Origin of the sequence: Bacillus sp. AFS098217 (genome assembly GCF_002551815.1) — a bacterium.
Lineage (GTDB): Bacteria > Bacillota > Bacilli > Bacillales > Bacillaceae_G > Bacillus_A.
This window is the reverse complement of the sequence record NZ_NVPR01000032.1, coordinates 307123-327843: the sequence shown is the minus strand read 5'-3', so window position 1 is coordinate 327843 and position 20721 is coordinate 307123. Positions and strand designations below refer to the sequence as shown.

The 20721-nt window shown below is 37.3% G+C and carries 19 protein-coding genes; 18 read left to right on the top strand and 1 reads right to left on the bottom strand.

Annotation, left to right across the window (positions count from 1 at the left end; translation table 11 throughout):
* Positions 1–110: 110 nt before the first annotated feature.
* The 13 genes from COO03_RS09970 (at position 111) to COO03_RS09910 (ending at position 13884) form a co-directional block, all read left to right on the top strand.
* Entirely contained in the window at positions 111–1187 is a 1077-nt protein-coding gene (locus tag COO03_RS09970; protein ID WP_097897016.1) for an AI-2E family transporter, read from the top strand.
* Positions 1188–1664: 477 nt separating this feature from the next.
* A complete protein-coding gene (alaS, locus tag COO03_RS09965; protein WP_097897015.1) occupies positions 1665–4307 on the top strand; it encodes an alanine--tRNA ligase in 2643 nt (880 codons plus the stop codon).
* A gap of 78 nt (positions 4308–4385) precedes the next feature.
* Positions 4386–4652, top strand: coding sequence for an IreB family regulatory phosphoprotein (locus COO03_RS09960; protein ID WP_097897014.1), 267 nt, complete (start codon positions 4386–4388; stop codon positions 4650–4652).
* A 3-nt stretch (positions 4653–4655) separates the two neighbouring features.
* Positions 4656–5069: a Holliday junction resolvase RuvX gene (gene ruvX, locus COO03_RS09955; RefSeq protein ID WP_097897013.1), complete on the top strand. Its 414-nt coding sequence runs from the start codon at positions 4656–4658 to the stop codon at positions 5067–5069.
* Between the two features lie 12 nt (positions 5070–5081).
* Complete coding sequence (locus COO03_RS09950) at positions 5082–5366, top strand: DUF1292 domain-containing protein (protein ID WP_097897012.1); 285 nt, start codon at positions 5082–5084, stop codon at positions 5364–5366.
* A gap of 218 nt (positions 5367–5584) precedes the next feature.
* On the top strand, positions 5585–6655 hold the full coding sequence (gene mltG / locus COO03_RS09945) for an endolytic transglycosylase MltG (protein ID WP_097897011.1): 1071 nt from the start codon (positions 5585–5587) through the stop codon (positions 6653–6655).
* A 215-nt stretch (positions 6656–6870) separates the two neighbouring features.
* Positions 6871–7512, top strand: coding sequence for an O-methyltransferase (locus COO03_RS09940; RefSeq protein WP_097897010.1), 642 nt, complete (start codon positions 6871–6873; stop codon positions 7510–7512).
* A 6-nt stretch (positions 7513–7518) separates the two neighbouring features.
* Positions 7519–8448 carry a peptidase U32 family protein gene (locus tag COO03_RS09935; RefSeq protein ID WP_097897009.1) on the top strand — a complete coding sequence of 310 codons (930 nt, stop codon included), beginning with the start codon at positions 7519–7521 and terminating at the stop codon, positions 8446–8448.
* 17 nt (positions 8449–8465) lie between these two features.
* Positions 8466–9746, top strand: coding sequence for a peptidase U32 family protein (locus tag COO03_RS09930; RefSeq protein ID WP_097897008.1), 1281 nt, complete (start codon positions 8466–8468; stop codon positions 9744–9746).
* A gap of 17 nt (positions 9747–9763) precedes the next feature.
* Positions 9764–10402, top strand: coding sequence for a uridine kinase (udk, locus tag COO03_RS09925; RefSeq protein WP_097897007.1), 639 nt, complete (start codon positions 9764–9766; stop codon positions 10400–10402).
* Positions 10403–10680: 278 nt separating this feature from the next.
* Positions 10681–11157, top strand: a complete 477-nt coding sequence (gene greA, locus COO03_RS09920) for a transcription elongation factor GreA (RefSeq protein WP_097897006.1) — start codon at positions 10681–10683, stop codon at positions 11155–11157.
* 228 nt (positions 11158–11385) lie between these two features.
* The gene (locus tag COO03_RS09915) at positions 11386–13134 is read left to right on the top strand and encodes a peptidoglycan D,D-transpeptidase FtsI family protein (RefSeq protein ID WP_097897005.1); all 1749 of its coding nucleotides are present in this window, start codon (positions 11386–11388) and stop codon (positions 13132–13134) included.
* A gap of 123 nt (positions 13135–13257) precedes the next feature.
* A complete protein-coding gene (locus tag COO03_RS09910; RefSeq protein ID WP_097897004.1) occupies positions 13258–13884 on the top strand; it encodes a YrrS family protein in 627 nt (208 codons plus the stop codon).
* Positions 13885–13918: 34 nt separating this feature from the next.
* Here the strand turns inward: COO03_RS09910 and COO03_RS09905 are convergent, their stop codons facing one another.
* Positions 13919–14134, bottom strand: a complete 216-nt coding sequence (locus tag COO03_RS09905) for a YrzA family protein (protein ID WP_002015268.1) — start codon at positions 14132–14134, stop codon at positions 13919–13921.
* A gap of 136 nt (positions 14135–14270) precedes the next feature.
* Between COO03_RS09905 and COO03_RS09900 the strand changes: the two genes are divergently transcribed.
* The 5 genes from COO03_RS09900 to adhE all read left to right on the top strand — a co-directional run bounded on the left by COO03_RS09900 (position 14271) and on the right by adhE (position 20621).
* Positions 14271–14909: a class I SAM-dependent methyltransferase gene (locus tag COO03_RS09900; RefSeq protein WP_097897003.1), complete on the top strand. Its 639-nt coding sequence runs from the start codon at positions 14271–14273 to the stop codon at positions 14907–14909.
* Positions 14910–14923: 14 nt separating this feature from the next.
* Positions 14924–15619 carry a 5'-methylthioadenosine/S-adenosylhomocysteine nucleosidase gene (gene mtnN / locus COO03_RS09895; RefSeq protein ID WP_097897002.1) on the top strand — a complete coding sequence of 232 codons (696 nt, stop codon included), beginning with the start codon at positions 14924–14926 and terminating at the stop codon, positions 15617–15619.
* Between the two features lie 80 nt (positions 15620–15699).
* Entirely contained in the window at positions 15700–16623 is a 924-nt protein-coding gene (locus tag COO03_RS09890; RefSeq protein ID WP_097897001.1) for an O-acetylserine dependent cystathionine beta-synthase, read from the top strand.
* Between the two features lie 2 nt (positions 16624–16625).
* The gene (locus COO03_RS09885; RefSeq protein WP_097897000.1) at positions 16626–17759 is read left to right on the top strand and encodes a bifunctional cystathionine gamma-lyase/homocysteine desulfhydrase; all 1134 of its coding nucleotides are present in this window, start codon (positions 16626–16628) and stop codon (positions 17757–17759) included.
* Positions 17760–18017: 258 nt separating this feature from the next.
* Positions 18018–20621 carry a bifunctional acetaldehyde-CoA/alcohol dehydrogenase gene (gene adhE / locus COO03_RS09880; RefSeq protein ID WP_097896999.1) on the top strand — a complete coding sequence of 868 codons (2604 nt, stop codon included), beginning with the start codon at positions 18018–18020 and terminating at the stop codon, positions 20619–20621.
* Positions 20622–20721: the final 100 nt, after the last annotated feature.

Below are 20721 nucleotides of genomic sequence, written 5' to 3'. Positions count from 1 at the left end.
AATATATGCAAGTCTTTTAAAAACAGTATGGGCTGTATGAAAATATTTTAGTACGCTTATTTTTTTAAAAGTTTTACACATAACCTTCTCTATTTCTTTTCAAAATAAGGATGGAGGAGGTTTTTCGTTTGAAGAATCTTAAAATCATTTGGATCTATCGATTAGGATTACTGTTATTGGTGTTTCTATGTTTGTTCGTTTTCTTAAAAATTAAACCGTTATGGGCGCCGATTATATTTGTGTTTAAGGTGGCGATTACACCGTTTTTTATTGCTTGTTTCATTGCATATTTACTGCATCCCTTAATTGAAAAATTACATAAAGAAGGAATGCCACGTACACTTGCTATTTTGCTTATTTATATTCTCTTTTTTGCTGGTCTTGGGTATGGGATTTATAAAGGAACACCGATTGTTATGGCACAGCTGCAAGAAATCAATAAGCAATTCCCACAGTTTATGAAAATGTATGATTCGTGGATGGATGGTGTGACAGAGCAGACAGACAATTTTCCATCGTTTATTCATGAGAAAGTAACGCAAGTTTTTATTGGAATTGAAATGAAGATACAAGCGTTATTAAATAAAATGATGAGTACAGCGCGTGGTATATTGGATTCATTGCTCATCATCTTTTTAATTCCATTCATTGTATTTTACATATTAAAGGATTATGGAGAATTTTATCGTACTTTTTGGAATATTATTCCGCAAAAATGGCGTAGTACAGGACAAGAGTTGACAAAAGAAATTGATAAATCACTTGGAAGTTATATTCGAGGACAATTATTTGTTTGTTTAGTTTTAGGAGGAATGTCCGCTCTTTCCTTTTGGTTTATCGGTATGAAATATCCTTTACTACTTGGCATTATTGTTGGAGTTACCGATATTATTCCTTACTTTGGACCAATTTTAGGAGCAATTCCGACGTTGATGATTGCAGCAACAGTGTCCACAAATCTTTTTGTGAAAGCTAGTATTGCTCTTGCTATTTTACAATTTGTTGAAAGTAACATTCTATCTCCGTATATTGTTGGGAAATCACTACGTATGCACCCGGTTGTTATTATGCTTGCACTACTAGTTGGAGGAGAAGTTGGCGGAATTGTAGGTCTTTTAATATCAGTTCCTATTTTAGCGGTGATTCGAACAGTAGTTGTTCATATAAAGCCACTCTGGAAACATTGACAAATGGAAACGGATTCGCTACAATTTTGGCATATAACATAAACTTATATAAGTTTATATAATAAAATGTATTATATATGTTGTGAAATTGATGACGGAATGAGTATGTTACAGTCCATTTTCAGAGAGAAGCTTCCAATGGCTGAAAGAAGCTTTAAATGAAGGGTGACAGAACGCTAATCCTGAGAGCAGTTAATCCCTGCCGTCTTGCCACGTTACGGCACCATGAGGTGATGGAATAAATGCATATTACGGTATGCAATCTAGCTTCAGCGTCTAAAAGCTCCGAAATTTCCCAATCTCACTGAAAGACAAAAAGCGTCTTTCGGTTCGACTGGTCCAATTTCTTCCGCTTTTAAGCGAGACGCTTCCGCTTTTTATTTCATAATTAGGGTGGTATCGCGAGTTAACTCTCGTCCCTTTTATAGGGACGGGAGTTTTTTGTTTTTATGGAATTTCTTAAAGGAGGAAATATAGATGAAACAATTAACAGGCGCACAAATTCGTCAAATGTTTTTAGACTTTTTTGAGGAGAAAGGGCATGCAATTGAACCAAGTGCATCATTAGTTCCACACGAGGATCCATCTCTTTTATGGATTAACAGTGGTGTAGCGACATTAAAGAAATACTTTGATGGCCGTGTAATCCCGCAAAACCCACGTATTACAAATGCACAAAAATCAATTCGTACAAACGATATTGAAAACGTTGGGAAAACAGCTCGTCACCATACATTCTTTGAAATGCTAGGGAACTTCTCAATTGGCGACTACTTTAAAGAAGAAGCAATCACATGGGCTTGGGAGTTTTTAACAAGCGACAAATGGATTGGATTCGATAAAGAATTACTATCTGTTACAATTCATCCAGAAGATGAAGAAGCATTTACAATTTGGAATGAGAAAATGGGTGTTCCGAAAGAACGCATCATTCGCTTAGAAGAAAACTTCTGGGATATCGGTGAAGGCCCAAGTGGACCGAACACAGAAATTTTCTATGACAGAGGTGAAGCTTACGGTAACGACTTTAGCGACCCAGAATTATATCCGGGCGGCGAAAACGAGCGTTACTTAGAAGTATGGAACCTTGTATTCTCACAATTTAACCATAACCCAGATGGTTCATATACGCCACTGCCGAAGAAAAACATCGATACAGGGATGGGTCTAGAGCGTATGACATCTATCGTTCAAGATGTACCTACAAACTTTGATACAGACCTGTTCATGCCAATGATTGGTGCAACCGAATCAATCTCTGGTGAAAAATATCGCGGTGGCGATGTAGAAAAAGATATGGCGTTTAAAGTAATCGCTGACCATATTCGTACAGTAACATTTGCTGTTGGTGACGGTGCGCTTCCTTCTAACGAAGGCCGTGGTTATGTATTACGTCGTTTATTACGCCGCGCTGTTCGTTATGCGAAGAAATTAAACATCAACCGCCCATTCATGTATGAATTAGTACCGGTTGTTGGAGAAGTAATGAAAGACTTCTACCCAGAAGTTCTTGAAAAGAAAGACTTTATCGCACGCGTTGTGAAAAACGAAGAAGAGCGTTTCCATGAAACACTTCATGATGGAGAAGCAATCTTAGCAGAAGTAATTGCAAAAGCGAAAGAAGAAAAAACAACTGTTATTTCTGGAGCAGATGCGTTCCGTCTATATGACACATATGGCTTCCCGATTGAATTAACAGAAGAATATGCAGAAGAAGCTGGTATGACAGTTGATCATGCAGGTTTTGAAGCAGAGATGGAAAAACAACGTGAACGTGCACGTGCTGCTCGTCAAGACGTTGATTCTATGCAAGTTCAAGGCGGGGTACTTGGAGAAATTAAAGTAGCAAGCGAGTTCGTTGGTTACGGTACAGTTGCGACAGAAAGTAACGTTGTTGCCCTTGTGAAAAATGGCGAGTACACAGATAGCCTACAAGCAGGTGAAGAAGGACAATTAATGCTTGATGTAACACCATTCTATGCTGAGAGCGGCGGACAAATTGCAGACCGTGGTTACCTTCTTGCTGACGGTGTGAAAGTTCTTGTAAAAGACGTACAAAAAGCACCAAATGGTCAAAACTTACACAAAGTTGTTGTAGAAGAAGGTACATTAACGAAAGAAGTAGCTGTAAAAGCTATTATCGATATGAAAAACCGTAGCAGTGTTGTGAAAAATCATACAGCAACGCATATTTTACACCAAGCACTGAAGGATGTACTTGGAACACATGTTAACCAAGCAGGTTCTCTTGTAACTTCAGAACGTTTACGCTTTGACTTCTCTCACTTCGGTCAAGTACAAGCTGACGAATTAGAAAAAATTGAGCGTATTGTAAACGAAAAAATTTGGGAAAGTATTGATGTTGAGATTTCTCAAAAAGCAATCGAAGAAGCAAAAGAAATGGGTGCAATGGCATTATTCGGTGAAAAATACGGAGACGTTGTACGCGTTGTCCAAGTAGGTGATTACAGCCTAGAGCTTTGTGGCGGTTGCCATGTTGATAACACAGCATCTATCGGTATTTTCAAAATTGTTGCTGAGTCTGGTATCGGAGCAGGAACGCGTCGTATTGAGGCAGTAACTGGAAAATCAGCATACGAATTAATGAATGATCAAGTAGGTTTATTAAAAGAAGCTGCTGGTAAAATGAAAACAAATCCGAAAGATATTTTAACAAGAGTAGACGGCCTGTTTGCTGAAGTGAAACAACTTCAAAAAGAGAACGAATCTCTTGCTGCTAAATTAAGCAACATTGAAGCTGGAAATTTAACAGATTCAGTTCTTACAGTTGACGGGGTTAATGTATTAGCAACAAAAGTAAATGTTGCAGATATGAACAACTTACGTACAATGATGGATGACCTGAAAAACAAATTAGAGTCTGCAGTTGTTGTATTAGCAGCTGTAAATGATGATAAAGTGAATATCCTAGCAGGTGTAACGAAAGATTTAATCAACCAAGGCTACCATGCAGGTAAACTTGTGAAAGAAGTTGCTTCTCGCTGTGGCGGTGGCGGTGGAGGCCGTCCTGATATGGCTCAAGCAGGTGGTAAAAACCCGGCACAAGTGGATGAAGCTTTAGCATTTGTAGAAGAGTACGTTAAATCTGTTTCAAAATAAAGAGATAGTAGTGTACAATAGTAGGGAGAGGAGAAAGTCTTCTCCCTATACTTACTACTTATAAGTGAGGTGCTTAAAATGGACGGTTTTGATAAAACAATGAAGTTTAGCATTCAAGATGAAAAACAGAGTGTCCATGTAAACGATGTACTTTTAACTGTGTATGATGCACTTCAAGAAAAAGGCTATAATCCGATTAATCAAATTGTCGGTTATTTATTAAGTGGAGATCCAGCATACATACCCCGTCATAAAGATGCACGAAGCATTATTCGCAAGCTTGAACGTGATGAGTTAATTGAAGAGCTTGTGAAGTCTTATTTGAAACAACATCATGAGGAGTAGTTTATGCGGATATTAGGTTTAGATGTTGGTACAAAAACAGTCGGTGTTGCAATTAGCGACGAAATGGGCTGGACGGCACAGGGCTTAGAAACGATTAAAATCAATGAAGAACGAGAAATTTTTGGTTTTGATCGGGTGTCTGAGTTAGTAAAACAGTACAATGTGGACAAGATAGTAGTAGGATTGCCAAAGAATATGAATGGTACGATTGGTCCGCGTGGCGAAGCATGTCAGCGATATGCTCAAAGTTTACGTGAACTGTTGCAATTGGAAGTTTTACTATGGGACGAGCGTTTGTCAACAATGGCGGCGGAGCGTCTTCTTATTTCGGCTGATGTTAGCCGAAAAAAACGAAAGCAAGTCATTGATAAGATGGCTGCAGTCGTGATTTTACAAGGATATTTAGATAGCAAATAAGAGGTGACCAGAATGGAAGAAAATCAAATTACAATTGTAGACGAAAAAGGAAACGAGCATTTATGTGAAATTATTTTCACTTTCGATGCTGAGAAATTCGGGAATAAATCATATGTAGTCTTCTCCCCAATTGGTGAAGTTGACGAAGATGGAGACCCAATTTACGATGCAATGGCATATGAGCAAAGCGAAGATGAATCTGGTGGAACATTGCTTCCAATCGAATCTGAAGAAGAGTGGGAAATGGTACAAGAAATGTTTAACACTCTTGCTGCAGAAGAAGATGGCGAAGAATAATTTATGAAGAGATGGGCTGTATGACAGCCCATCTTTTTTTGTATTCATTTGTAAAATGACAGATATTTTTGTCGAAACCACATAATTATTTATAGTATAATAAGACGGATTGTATTAAATAAAAAACGATCTGCAAATGCATGAGCTTTGCTTTGGTTTTGTAGAGCATTGTATAGAGGAAGTACATATGGTCTACAATGGAATAAGGAGGAAGAACTTTGATAGAGAATCAAGTGAAGAAGAAGCGTAGACGCGCCCTTTTCATAACAGTTATTGCACTAATTGTAGTCTGCGTGTCAATCTATGCGTATATTTTATCTGCATTAAAACCAGTTGATAGCGGAAATAAAAAAGAAATTGAAGTCGAGATTCCAAAGGGTTCATCTACAAGTCAAATCGGAGAAATTTTAGAGGGAAAAGGTGCTATTAAAAATGGTACAGTATTTAGTTTTTATGCAAAAGTAAAATCTAAAAAATTACAGGCGGGTACATATTTATTAAATTCGTCAATGAATGTAGATGATGTAATGGAACAAATGTCATCGGGTAATGTGCATCGTCCAGTTGCCTATAAACTGACGGTTAAAGAGGGTGCACAAGTTGTTGAAATTGCAGATATGATTGCGAAGGAATTGAAGTGGAATAAAGATGATGTTGTGCGTCAATTAAACGATAAGGCGTTTGTTCAAAAGATGCAACAAAAGTATCCGGTATTATTGACGAACAAGATTTTTGATAGCAACATTAAATATCCGTTAGAGGGCTATTTATATCCAGCGACATATTCTTTCTATAAAAAAGATACAACCTTGGAAGAAATTGTGACGCCGATGCTTGAGAAAACAAATGCGCTCATTGTTCAAAATGAGGCGAAAATGAAAGAAAAGGAGTTGGACGTTCATCAGCTCTTAACACTATCTTCTTTAATTGAGGAAGAGGCGACTGGGTATACAGACCGTCAAAAGATCTCTAGCGTCTTTTATAATCGCTTAGCTAAGGGAATGCCACTGCAAACAGATCCGACGGTATTATATGCGCTTGGAAAGCATAAAGAACGTGTATTATATGAGGATTTAAAAGTAAATTCACCGTATAATACGTATGTTGTAAAAGGATTACCTGTTGGACCCATTGCGAATTCTAGTAAGCGTTCTATAGAAGCAGCGTTAGAGCCTGCACAAACTGATTATTATTATTTCTTAGCAGCACCAAATGGTGAAGTGTATTATGCGAAAACGTTAGAAGAGCACAATGCATTAAAACAAAAATATATTACACAAAAGAAATGAAAATAGGAGGGAGAGCGAAAAGGGTCGCATATCCCTCTTTTTTGTGGTAAAATATATCGGGTTAAAAACTGGCAGAAGAATCGTTTTTAATATCAAAACGGGACGTACAAGCTAAGGGTAAAGCTGGCTTGTATTTTTATTGCATTCTATGTGTGAAAAGACAAAGACTGACACGTCATAGAGGCACTTCTCCATGTAAATAAGGAGGACCATTTATGGAGGATGCAGTTAACGAGTACCTATTATCATTTATTGATCCAAAAGATAAACTGATTCTTGAAATGGAAGAGTATGCAAGTGAACATCATGTGCCGATTATGGATCGTCTTGGAATGGAATTTATGTTGCAATTTTTACGTTTAATTGGACCGACAAGCATATTAGAGCTTGGGACAGCAATCGGTTATTCCAGTATTCGTATGATGCAATCTATTCCAAATTCGCGTATTGTAACAGTAGAACGCAATGGCGATCGATATGAAAAAGCACTTGAATATATAGAGCGTTCTCCTGTGAACGAGCGTATTTCCGTTATTTATGGTGACGCATTAGAAACAGGTGAACAAGTAAAAGAACATGGAACATTTGATGTTATTTTTATTGATGCTGCAAAAGGGCAATATCGTCGCTTTTTTGACTTGTATGAACCGTTATTAAATCCTGGTGGTGTCATTATTTCAGATAATGTACTATATCACGGTCTTGTGACGACAAAGGAACACATTGAAAATAGACGTACACGCGGTTTAATTAGACGAATTAAAACGTATAACGAGTGGCTCATGAATCATGAAGGATATGATACAACCATTTTCCCAATTGGTGACGGAGTAGCAGTGAGTAAAAAGAAAGGGTGACATACAATGAAAAAACCTGAGTTGTTAGTAACGCCAAGAAATGTGGCGGATATCGAACCACTTGCAAAAGCAGGTGCAGATGCAGTGATGATTGGTGAACAACAGTTTGGCTTACGTTTAGCAGGGGAGTTCTCACGTGATGATGTGAAACAAGCTGTAAAGATTGCACATGAAAATGGTATGAAAGTATACGTAGCGATGAACGCTATGTTCCATAACGACAAAGTAGAAGAATTAAAAGCTTACGTTTCATTTTTACAAGAAGTAAACGTAGATGCAGTTGTATTTGGAGATCCAGCTGTATTAATGACGGTGCGTGAGGTTGCACCAAATATGAAAATGCATTGGAATACGGAAACAACAGCAACGAACTGGTTTACATGTAACTACTGGGGACGCAAAGGTGCAAAACGTGCTGTGCTCGCACGTGAATTAAGCTTAGATGAAATTGTTGAATTAAAAGAGAAAGCTGAAGTGGAGCTGGAAGTACAAATTCACGGTATGACATGTATGTTCCAATCGAAACGTTCATTAGTAGGAAACTATTTTGAGTATCAAGATCGTAATCTGGAAATTGAAAAGAAAAAATATGAAGAAAATATGTTCTTACATGATCCGGAACGTAATAATAAATATCCAATTTATGAAGATGAAAATGGTACTCATATTATGAGTCCAAATGATATTTGTTTCATTGATGAGTTAGATGAACTGATTGATGCTGAAATTGATAGCTTGAAAATTGATGGTGTGCTAAAAAACTCTGAGTACATTATTGAAGTGACAAAGAAATATCGTAAGGCAATTGATTTATGTGTAGAAGATCGTGATGCGTATTATGACGTGAAAGACGATTTATATAAAGAAATTGAAGAAATCCAACCGGTGAATCGTCGGTTAGATACTGGATTCTTCTTTAAAGAAACGGTTTACTAAAGAGGAGGGTGTAGGATATGACTGTACAAGAAATTTCACGTGTAATCGATGGAAAACGCGTTATTGTGAAAAAACCTGAACTGCTAATCCCTGCAGGTAATTTAGAAAAATTAAAAGTAGCTATTCATTACGGTGCAGATGCTGTATATTTAGGTGGACAAGAATTTGGTCTTCGTTCAAATGCAGGTAACTTTACGCTAGAAGAAATGGCGGAAGGCGTAGAATTTGCAAAGAAATATGGTGCAAAAATATACGTAACAACAAATATCTTTGCTCATAACGAAAATATGGATGGGCTAGAAGAATATTTAAGAGGGATTGAAAAAGCTGGTGTAACGGGTATTATCGTTGCAGATCCTCTTATTATTGAGACGTGTAAACGTGTAGCACCTTCTGTTGAAGTGCATTTAAGTACACAGCAATCATTGTCTAACTGGAAAGCGGCTCAGTACTGGAAGGAAGAAGGATTACACCGTCTTGTATTAGCTCGTGAAGTCGGCTATGAAGAAATGAAGGAAATTAAAGAGCATGTTGATATTGAAATTGAGGCATTCGTCCACGGTGCAATGTGTATTGCATACTCTGGAAGATGTACATTAAGTAACCATATGACAGCACGTGACTCTAACCGTGGTGGTTGTTGCCAGTCTTGTCGCTGGGATTATGATTTAGTTCAAACAGTATCACAACATAAAGAAGCAGAAGAACTTCCTTTATTCCAAGAAGGCGATGCTCATTTTGCAATGAGTCCAAAAGATTTAAATCTAATTCTTTCGATTCCGAAAATGATCGAAATTGGAATTGACAGCTTGAAAGTAGAAGGGCGCATGAAATCTATTCATTACGTAGCAACAGTAGCAACTGTATATCGTAAAGTAATTGATACGTATTGCGCGGATCCTGATAATTTTGAGTTTAAACAGGAATGGTTAGATGAACTTGATAAATGTGCAAATCGTGATACAGCTCCTGCATTCTTTGAAGGGGTTCCTGGGCACTTAGAACAAATGTATGGAAATCATAGTAAGAAAACAACGTATGATTTTGCTGGTTTAGTGTTAGATTATAATGAAGAAACAGGCATTGTGACGTTAGAGCAGCGTAATTACTTCAAACCTGGCCATGAAGTTGAATTCTTTGGACCAGAAATAGAAAACTTTACACAAACGGTGGAGAAAATTTGGGATGAGGATGGAAACGAATTAGATGCAGCGAGACATCCGCTGCAAATCGTGAAATTCAAAGTGGATCAACCAGTGTATGTGAACAACATGATGCGCAAAAGCATACATCAATAAGAAAGAGTGGTATTTGAATGGGGACGAATAAGCCGGTTGTAATTGGAATTGCTGGTGGTTCAGGATCAGGTAAAACAAGTGTAACAAAAGCAATTTTTGATCAATTTCAAGGTCATTCCATTTTAATTTTGGAGCAAGATTATTATTACAAAGATCAAAGCCATTTGCCAATGGAAGAGCGTTTAAAAACAAATTATGATCATCCATTAGCATTTGATAATGACTTACTAATTGAGCACTTACAGCAGTTGCTTTCATATAAGCCGGTTGCGAAGCCCGTATATGATTATACATTGCATACACGCTCAGAAGAAATTATTCCAGTAGAACCGAAAGATGTAGTTATTTTAGAAGGGATTCTAATCTTAGAAGACCCACGTCTTTGTGAGCTAATGGATATTAAAGTGTTTGTTGATACGGACGCTGACCTTCGTATTTTACGTCGTATGCAACGCGATATTAAAGAGCGCGGTCGTACAATGGATTCTGTCATTGAACAATATGTGAATGTTGTACGCCCAATGCATAATCAATTTATTGAGCCTTCTAAGAAATTTGCGGATATTATTATTCCAGAAGGTGGACAAAATCATGTTGCAATTGATATTATGGTTACAAAAATCGCAACAATTCTTGAAGAAAAAGTGAATTTGTAATAGCATAGTAAAAGATATACGATAGGAAGGGATTTTTTCCCTTTCTATCGAATACAATGAAACATGCCAACCTCATCTATCTATAGGTGAGGGCATATTTATATGAACTTTCCATACATATCTTCTTTATATGAGGAAGAATTGGAAAATACGGGGTTGTATGTGACAACTCCGCTAGTGCATGTGTACTAGGAACCTCCGCTATAGGATAAAGCGGAGGAGTTTTCATATTGAACTCCTCTTTTTTGGGGGATTGGTATATAAAAGGAGTGGAAAACATGGCAACAGAAAAAACATACCCTATGACGCAAGAGGGTAAACAAAAATTAGAAAACGAGCTTGAGCAATTAAAAACAGTAAAACGTAAAGAAGTTGTAGAACGTATTAAAATCGCACGTAGCTTCGGCGATCTTTCTGAGAACTCTGAGTATGATGCAGCGAAAGATGAGCAAGCATTCGTAGAAGGACGTATTACACAACTAGAAAATATGATCCGTAATGCAGTTATCATTGAAGACAATGGTGAAGAGTCTACAGTTGTAGCATTAGGTAAAACAGTAACGTTTAAAGAATTACCAGATGGTGATGAAGAAGCTTACACAATTGTTGGTAGCGCAGAAGCAGATCCATTTGAAGGAAGAATTTCTAACGATTCTCCAATCGCAAAAAGCTTATTAGGTAAGCAAATTGGTGAAAAGGTAGCAATCCAAACACCAGGTGGAGAAATGCAAGTAGAAATTATCTCTGTAAAATAATAAAAAAGGTTCNNGAACCTTTTTTATTATTTTAGTCTTTCTTATTTCGTACATGTGCTCAAGACTTTGGGGTAATTGCCTTTTATAGGGAAGAAAAACAATATTTAGCCCGCTATTTGTGACACTGACTTGTAGTATCATGGTAGCAAGAAAGATACAAACGCTCATTATGTTTTGTATAAAAGGAACAACACCTCGTCTAAACTAAAATAGACGAGGTGTTGTTTTATGAAAATCAAGCGGAGAATTATGATCACCTTACTCTGTTTTACATGTATGATGCTCGCATTACTTGGTAGGCTAGCACAAATACAACTGATAGCTACTGAGTCATTTACGGATAAGCATATCAATTTAATTGAAAAAAGTGTTGCTCAGCGTACACAAGCAGTTACAGTGGATGACGGTAGGGGGCATTTTGTTGATCGAAATGGAACGGAACTTGGTGAAGTAAAATATCCAGTGTTAGTTATTTTTCCATTTCTACAAATAAAAAATGACATGTTAGAGAAAATTACGCATATTATTGGTGTGCCAGGGCAAGACGTAAAGGCACAAATGAAGGATAAACAGAAACCATTTATATTTCAAAGAGGTGATAGACCGTTCCGATTAACGAAAGAACAGATGGAGAAGATTAATCGTGCTGATATGTTAGGTATGGTAGCAACTGAAGTCAGGATGAAACAAATATCAGAAGCAGAACATGTAATCGGTGCAGTAGGAGAAAACGAGAAGGAATTTCAAAAACGATACGGAGAGATGAAAAAGTTACCTAGCCAAACACCGATTGGTATTTCCGGATTGCAACAATCATTTGATGAATTTCTAATGACTGATGGAGAAACAAAAGTATTATATCAAGTAGACAGGCAGGGAGAACCGATTTTTGGAAAACAAGCAAAATATACATCCCCTGGAAATCCATTTTATCCCGTTACGATTCAAACAACGATAGAAAAATCATTGCAACAAAAAGCAGAAGAGCTTCTACAAATGCATGGAATAAAAAAAGGTGGATTAGTACTACTTGATGTGAAAAAGAGTGAAATTTTAGCAATGGTGAGTAAACCATCTTTACAGACGAATGATGAGCGTACATATCAGCAAGCGGTGGAAAACCAAATGTTAACGCCTCATTTTCCTGGTTCTGTTTTTAAGACAGTAATAGCTGCTGCGGCAATTGATCAAAATCTTGTTCAGCGTAACCGTACGTTTAACTGTGATACAGATCCATATGGTGAAAAACTTCCGCAAGTTAGGATGGGCCAATTAAACTTTAAAGACAGCTTTGCTAGAAGCTGTAACCGCACATTTGCTGTGCTTGGTAACGAATTGATGCAAAAGGATAAAAAGGTGATAGAAGCATATTTAGAGGCGTTAGGAGCAAGCGGAGAAGTTGGATGGAAGGGTTCCGTGTTCCATACAACGGAGTTTAAACAATTGCCAGAAGAAAAGGATGCGATTGTTTGGAATGGGGAAGAAAATAAAGGCAGTCATAAAGCGATTGCTCAAACGACAATTGGGCAAAAGGATGTGCGAATATCCCCTTTAGCTATTGCAAATATGATGGCAACGATTGCCCGCGGTGGAGAGAAGCGGGAAGTAAAGGCTGTAAAAGAAGTACGATATAAAAACGGAACGAGTTTTTTTCAATTCGAAGATCATAAGTTGGAAGGAAGACAACTTCCTTATGAAACGGTAAGAAAAGTACAAGAATTATTAAGAAATGTAGTAACGATGGAGAAAGGGACTGGTTCGGTCTTTCAATCATCGCCCTTATCTATCGCTGGAAAATCTGGGACTGCACAAACAGGAAAAGGAAATCGGGTAAATCGTTGGTTTGCGGGTTATTTTCCCTATGAAAATCCAAGGTATGCTTTAGTTGTAGTCGACATAGAAACCGCTAATGACCAAAATCGTGTAACACCGATTTTTAAAGAATTCGTGGAAGAAATTGCGCGTTTGGAAGACTAGAAGTAATCTTGCAATAGTTTACTAAATGTTTTCATTTCATGAAAATATCATTGTAATTGTTCAACCTTTCTAGATTTAATGTTACAATAGCAAGTAGGAAAAACTGCATGGAGGTTTGAAAGAATGGCAGGAGGATCTAGATTCCAAGAGAAACAACAAAAACGTCGTCAAAACGGTGTTTTAAATATTGCGATTGCTATCGTATTGCTAGCAGTCATTGTTGTAGCGTACCAAATATTCTTTACTTCTGATACGACAGAACAAGCATCTTCGAAAGAGAATAAAGCATCTCAGCAAACAACAAAGGATAATAAAACTGAGAAAACGAAAGAGAAGGAAGAAGCGAAGAAACAGGAGCAAGCAGAAGCAAAGAAAAAAGCTGAAGAAGAGAAACAAAAGGCTGAAGAAGCAGCAAAAGCAAACGAAAAGGTACCAGCTGAAAAAACACAGCCAAAGGCAACGGATGCTTATACAAAACCTTCTTGGAAACCAGTAGGTACAACGCAAGGTACAACACCGGCAATGACATTTCAAAAAGGATCAGCAGATTGGAATGAAATGAATCAAGCAATTGCCTCTGCAATTGAAGTGCCAGTAGATCAATTGATTATTCATCGTATTGGAAATAATGGTAAGAATAAAGCATACGGTAATGTTCAAGATAAGCAAACTGGGAAAAAATACTATGTAAATATTGACTGGGTAGACAATGAGGGTTGGAAACCAACGCTTGTTCAAACTCTAAACTAAAAGAGAGAGGTTCTTATAACCTCTCTCTTTTTTGTTAGCGTAATTTTTTTAATTTAAAATGAACAACAGCACTATAATAAGGTCTTTTGCTTTCAGGATCCATAATCATTTGATGAGAAATGTGATGAACTTCTAGCATAAGTGCTTTGTTATTATCAATTTGTTCGTTAATTTTCTTTTCTAAAGAAACTAAGTTTGCTGCCTCAAAAAATTCTACTTTATCTTCTAACATCTCAAAGGTAAATGACATAAAGACCGCCCCTCTCTACATAATCAAGTCTAGTGTAACAAAGAAAAGAAGGAAATACCATGTACATTTCGATTGACATTTTTACAAAGAAGGCATATCATACTGATAAAACCGATAAGAAAAAGGGGAATTATTTATGGGTACAGAATTTAATGGTTTATTTGATGAATGGGCTCATACGTATGATTCATTCGTACAAGGCGAAGATATACAATATAAAGAAGTTTTCGCCCATTATGAGGACATTTTAGAGGATGTAGTAAACAAATCGTTTGGAAATGTATTAGAATTTGGTGTTGGTACTGGCAATTTAACAAATAAATTATTACTTGCCGGCCATACTGTTTACGGTATAGAACCGTCACGTGAAATGCGTGCTATTGCAAAAGAAAAATTGCCGAAAGAATTTTTAGTTACAGAGGGAGATTTTCTTGAATTTGATGTCCCAGATGCTATTGATACCATTGTAAGTACCTATGCATTTCATCATTTAACAGATGCTGAAAAAGATGTGGCAATTGCGAAATATAGTCAATTGTTGAACAAAGGTGGTAAAATAGTCTTTGCTGATACGATATTTGCAGATCAAGAAGCGTATGATAAAACTGTTGAAGCCGCAAAACAAAGAGGTTTTCATCAGTTAGCGAATGATTTGGAAACAGAATACTATACACGTATTCCGATCATGCAATCTATTTTTGAAAACAATGGCTTCCATGTAACGTTTTCGAGATTAAATCATTTCGTCTGGGTAATGGAGGCAACTAAGCAATAGAAAGAGGGATTAGATTGAGAATTGCTGTAATTGGAGCAATGGAAGAAGAAGTACGTATTTTACGTGACAAATTAGAACAGGCAGAAACAGAAATCGTTGCAGGTTGTGAATTCACGAAAGGGACATTAGCGGGACATGAAGTAATCTTGTTAAAGTCTGGTATCGGTAAAGTGAACGCAGCGATGTCAACGACAATTTTATTAGAGAGATACCAGCCTGAAAAAGTAATTAATACAGGTTCAGCTGGTGGATTCCACCAATCTTTAAATGTTGGGGATGTTGTTATCTCAACTGAAGTTCGCCATCATGACGTAGATGTAACTGCGTTTGATTATGAATATGGTCAAGTGCCAGGAATGCCGCCAGGATTTAAAGCTGATGAGGCATTAGTTGCATTAGCAGAGAAATGTATGAAAGCGGAAGAAAATATTCAAGTTGTGAAAGGGATGATTGCAACAGGTGATTCATTTATGAGTGATCCAAACCGAGTTGCAGCAATCCGTGATAAATTCGAAAACCTTTACGCAGTAGAAATGGAAGCTGCAGCGGTTGCACAAGTATGCCATCAATATGAAGTTCCATTTGTGATTATTCGTGCACTTTCTGATATTGCTGGTAAAGAATCAAACGTTTCATTTGATCAATTTTTAGATCAAGCAGCTCTTCATTCTACAAACTTTATTGTAAAAGTACTAGAAGAGTTAAAATAATGTAACAAAAAGGCAACTGTCTCATATAAAGAAAATACAAACAGTTGCCTTTTTTTATTGGCAAATAAGGAGGAAACACGATGAAGGTGTATCGCGGGGTTCACGAATTAATCGGTCATACACCGATTGTAGAAATTACTCGCTTTTCACTTCCAGAGGGCGTTCGTTTATTTGCAAAGCTTGAATTTTATAATCCAGGTGGAAGCGTGAAAGATCGCTTGGGAAGAGAATTGATTGAAGATGCACTAGCAAAAGGGCTCGTGACACAAGGTGGAACGCTTATTGAGCCAACGGCGGGGAATACTGGTATTGGACTGGCACTTGCTGCACTAGAGCATAATTTACGTGTTATTGTTTGTGTGCCTGAGAAGTTTAGCGTTGAAAAACAAGAGCTAATGAAAGCACTCGGTGCAATGGTTGTGCATACATCAACTGAACAAGGGATGACTGGTGCAATTGCAAAGGCAAAAGAATTAGTAAGAGAAATTCCAAATTCATACTCTCCAAGTCAATTTGCAAATGATGCAAATCCACGCGCTTATTTCAAAACATTAGGCCCTGAGCTGTGGGAAGCATTGGATGGAGAAATTAACATATTTGTGGCAGGTGCAGGTACTGGTGGTACATTTATGGGGACTGCGTCTTATTTAAAAGAACAAAATCGTGAAATTAAAACAGTAATTGTAGAACCAGAAGGATCTATTTTAAATGGTGGTGAGGCTGGTTCACATGAAACAGAAGGAATTGGTCTTGAATTCATTCCACCATTTTTAAAACCGTCTTATTTTGATGAAATTTATACCATTTCTGATCGAAATGCATTTAGACGCGTGAAAGAGTTAGCACAGAAAGAAGGCCTTCTTGTTGGTAGTTCTTCAGGTGCGGCATTTCATGCAAGCCTATTAGAAGCTGAAAAGGCAAAACCAGGTACGAATATTGTCACGATTTTTCCAGATAGTAGTGAGCGTTATTTAAGCAAAGACATATACAAAGGATGGGAATAAAAATGAGAGCAAAAACAAAGTTAATTCATGGTATTCGCATAGGAGAACCCTTAACTGGATCTGTAAACGTACCAATTTATCAAACAAGTACGTATAGACAAGAAGCAGTTGGTAAACATCAAGGGTACGAATATTCACGTACAGGTAATCCAACGCGTGCAGCATTAGAAGAAATGATTGCTGTATTAGAAAACGGTCATGCAGGCTTTGCGTTTGGTTCAGGAATGGCTGCTATTACAGCAACGATTATGTTGTTTTCAAAAGGGGATCATGTCATTTTAACAGATGACGTTTATGGCGGAACATATCGTGTCATTACAAAAGTATTAAATCGCTTCGGTATTGAACATACATTTGTAGATACAACAAATGTAAATGAGGTAGCAGAGGCAGTTCGTCCGAATACGAAGGCAATCTATGTAGAAACACCAACAAACCCATTATTAAAAATTACGGATATTAAGCAAATTTCTACATTTGCAAAAGAAAAAGGTTTACTAACAATTATTGATAACACATTCATGACACCATACTGGCAGTCACCAATTTCTCTAGGGGCAGATATTGTACTTCATAGTGCAACGAAATATTTAGGTGGACATAGTGATGTTGTTGCTGGTTTAGTTGTTGTAAATAGCCCACAATTAGCAGAAGATCTTCATTTTGTACAAAACTCAACAGGTGGTATTCTTGGACCACAAGACAGCTTCTTATTACTTCGTGGTTTAAAAACATTAGGAATCCGTATGGAAGAGCATGAAACAAACTCACGTGCGATTGCTGAGTTTTTAAACAATCACCCAAAAATAAATAAAGTGTATTACCCAGGTCTTAAATCACATTCGAATCATGAATTAGCAAAAGAACAAGCAAATGGATATGGTGCGATTATCTCATTTGATGTGGACAGTGAAGAAACGTTAAATAAAGTACTTGAGAAAGTACAGTACTTTACACTTGCTGAAAGTTTAGGCGCGGTCGAAAGTTTAATTTCTATTCCAGCACAAATGACACACGCATCTATTCCAGCGGATCGCCGCAAAGAGTTAGGAATTACAGATACATTAATTCGCATTTCTGTTGGCATTGAAGATGGCGAAGATTTAATTGAAGATTTAGCACAAGCGTTAGCATAATGAACAAGCACTGCTACATAGGGCGGTGCTTGTTCATTATGCTAATTTGTGAAACATTTCACAAATTAGACACACACAAATAAAAATATTTCGTGTATATTAGATTCATGAAACGATGTTCACACATAAACTTGTGAAAAGTTTCACAAACAATGGGATTCATGTAGGAAAAGTAACTCTATTTTTTTACGCCAATATGGACTTATTAAGACCATCAGGGACTATTTAGGTCCATATAGCAGAATAGGAGGAAATTACATGGTAGTCAAAGAGAAAGTTGTAAATGAAACGCAAGAAGTAACAGAAATGATTGAGACATTAGTAAATAATGGTAAAAAAGCTTTACAAGCATTAGAAGGTTTTACACAGGAACAAGTTGATAAAATTGTACATGAAATGGCACTTGCGGGTGTGGATCAACATATGCCGCTTGCGAAAATGGCTGTTGAAGAAACGGGACGCGGTGTATATGAGGATAAATGTATTAAAAATATTTTTGCAACTGAATATATCTGGAATAGCATAAAAAATGACAAAACAGTAGGAATTATTCGTGAGGATCCGCATGAGGAAGTAATAGAAATTGCAGAGCCGGTCGGTGTGGTTGCTGGGGTAACGCCAGTAACAAATCCAACTTCAACAACGATGTTTAAAGCGATCATTGCGATGAAAACAAGAAACCCAATTATTTTTGCATTCCACCCTTCCGCGCAGCAATGTTCTATCGCTGCTGCAAAAACAGTGCGCGATGCTGCAGTGAAAGCTGGTGCACCAGAGAACTGTATTCAATGGATTGAAAAGCCTTCTGTTGAGGCAACAAAACAATTAATGAATCATGAAGGTGTAGCGCTTGTTTTAGCAACTGGAGGAGCAGGAATGGTGAAATCAGCATATTCTACTGGTAAACCAGCTCTAGGAGTAGGACCAGGTAACGTTCCATGCTACATGGAAAAATCAGCGAACGTGAAACGTGCTGTAAATGATGTGATTTTATCGAAAACGTTTGATAACGGTATGATTTGTGCTTCTGAACAAGCAATTATCGTAGATAAAGAAATCTATAATGATGTGAAACAAGAAATGATAGCGAACAATTGTTACTTTGTAACAGAAGATGAACGAAAAAAATTAGAGAAACTTGTTATTAATGAGAATACATGTGCAGTAAATAGTGATATCGTTGGGAAATCGCCTTATTATATTGCGGCATTAGTAGGAATTACTGTACCAGAAGACACAAAGATGCTTGTAGCTGAAATTAAAGGAGTCGGCGCAGCTTATCCGTTATCTCGTGAAAAATTAAGTCCAGTATTAGCTTGTATAAAAGCAAATTCATTAGAAGAAGGATTGCAGCATTGTGAAAACATGTTAGAGCTTGGCGGTTTAGGACATTCTGCGGTTATTCACTCTACAAATCCGGAAATACAAAAACAGTTTGGCTTACGTATGAAAGCATGTCGTCTTATCGTAAATGCTCCGTCATCACAAGGCGGAATTGGTGATGTATATAATGCCTTCATTCCATCACTTACACTTGGATGCGGATCATACGGAAAGAACTCTGTATCTCAAAACGTAACAGCAACACATTTAATGAACGTAAAGAGACTTGCAAATAGAAAAAAGAATATGCAGTGGTTCAAGCTGCCACCAAAAATTTATTTTGAAAAACACGCGACACAGTATTTAGCAAGTATGCCGAACATTTCACGTGCATTCATTGTAACAGATGCTGGAATGGTGCAGCATGGATATGTTGATGTAGTAACGCATTATTTAGCCCAACATAGAAATGATGTAAAAGTAGAAATATTTTCTGAAGTAGAACCAGATCCTTCAGATGAAACTGTATTTAAAGGTGCAGAAATGATGAGAAGCTTCAAACCGGACGTTATTATTGCTCTTGGCGGCGGGTCAGCGATGGATGCAGCAAAAGGAATGTGGCTATTTTATGAGCACCCAGAAACAGAATTCTTTGGTATAAAACAAAAGTTTTTAGATATTAGAAAACGTACATGTAAATATCCAAAACTAGGAACTAAAGCGCAGTTTGTTGCGATTCCAACAACATCTGGAACAGGTTCAGAAGTGACACCATTTGCGGTTATTACAGACAAAAAGAACAATATAAAATACCCGCTTGCTGACTATGAATTAACACCAGATGTAGCGATTGTTGATCCGCAATTTGTAATGACAGTACCACCGCATGTAACAGCAGATACTGGAATGGATGTATTAACACATGCCATTGAAGCATACGTGTCTATCATGGCAAATGATTACACAGATGGTTTAGCGTTAAAAGCAATTGATCTTGTGTTTAAATATTTACCAAGAGCATATAAAGATGGCAATGACGAAGAAGCACGTGAAAAAATGCATAACGCTTCAGCAATTGCTGGGATGGCGTTTGCGAATGCATTTCTTGGTATTAACCATAGCCTGGCACATAAAATTGGACCGGAATTTCATATTCCGCATGGCCGTGCGAATGCGATCTTAATGCCGCATGTCATTCGCTATAATGCAATTAAACCGAGAAAACATGCACTGTTCCCAAAATATGAGCACTTTGTTGCAGATGAGCGTTACGCACATATTGCGAGAACGCTTGGGCTTCCAGCAAGCACAGTGGAAGAAGGTGTGGAATCATTAGTACAAGCCATTATTGCTCTTGGAAAAGAATTAAATATTAATATGAGCATTGCTGGCCAAGGTGTTGAAAAAGAAGCATTTGAAGCGGTTATTGATGTACTTTCTGAACGAGCATTTGAAGATCAGTGTACAACAGCAAATCCAAAATTACCGCTGGTTTCAGAGCTGAAAGAAGTGTATATGCAAGCTTATAAAGGTGTATAGAAAAGTAAAAAGAGCCGCTTAGCAGCGGCTCTTTTTACTTTGGAAAACTTCTCCCTTACTGGTTGTATTTACTTGCCTCTGAAACTATTAGAATATGATA

Coding starts and splice junctions, on each gene's coding strand:
- COO03_RS09900 (WP_097897003.1), top strand. CDS start 14,271: ATGGGTACAGAATTTAATGGTTTATTTGATGAATGGGCTCATACGTAT.
- COO03_RS09950 (WP_097897012.1), top strand. CDS start 5,082: ATGGAAGAAAATCAAATTACAATTGTAGACGAAAAAGGAAACGAGCAT.
- adhE (WP_097896999.1), top strand. CDS start 18,018: ATGGTAGTCAAAGAGAAAGTTGTAAATGAAACGCAAGAAGTAACAGAA.
- COO03_RS09905 (WP_002015268.1), bottom strand. CDS start 14,134: ATGTCATTTACCTTTGAGATGTTAGAAGATAAAGTAGAATTTTTTGAG.
- COO03_RS09910 (WP_097897004.1), top strand. CDS start 13,258: ATGGCAGGAGGATCTAGATTCCAAGAGAAACAACAAAAACGTCGTCAA.
- udk (WP_097897007.1), top strand. CDS start 9,764: ATGGGGACGAATAAGCCGGTTGTAATTGGAATTGCTGGTGGTTCAGGA.
- ruvX (WP_097897013.1), top strand. CDS start 4,656: ATGCGGATATTAGGTTTAGATGTTGGTACAAAAACAGTCGGTGTTGCA.
- COO03_RS09915 (WP_097897005.1), top strand. CDS start 11,386: ATGAAAATCAAGCGGAGAATTATGATCACCTTACTCTGTTTTACATGT.
- greA (WP_097897006.1), top strand. CDS start 10,681: ATGGCAACAGAAAAAACATACCCTATGACGCAAGAGGGTAAACAAAAA.
- COO03_RS09930 (WP_097897008.1), top strand. CDS start 8,466: ATGACTGTACAAGAAATTTCACGTGTAATCGATGGAAAACGCGTTATT.
- COO03_RS09885 (WP_097897000.1), top strand. CDS start 16,626: ATGAGAGCAAAAACAAAGTTAATTCATGGTATTCGCATAGGAGAACCC.
- COO03_RS09960 (WP_097897014.1), top strand. CDS start 4,386: ATGGACGGTTTTGATAAAACAATGAAGTTTAGCATTCAAGATGAAAAA.
- COO03_RS09890 (WP_097897001.1), top strand. CDS start 15,700: ATGAAGGTGTATCGCGGGGTTCACGAATTAATCGGTCATACACCGATT.
- COO03_RS09935 (WP_097897009.1), top strand. CDS start 7,519: ATGAAAAAACCTGAGTTGTTAGTAACGCCAAGAAATGTGGCGGATATC.
- alaS (WP_097897015.1), top strand. CDS start 1,665: ATGAAACAATTAACAGGCGCACAAATTCGTCAAATGTTTTTAGACTTT.
- COO03_RS09970 (WP_097897016.1), top strand. CDS start 111: ATGGAGGAGGTTTTTCGTTTGAAGAATCTTAAAATCATTTGGATCTAT.
- COO03_RS09940 (WP_097897010.1), top strand. CDS start 6,871: ATGGAGGATGCAGTTAACGAGTACCTATTATCATTTATTGATCCAAAA.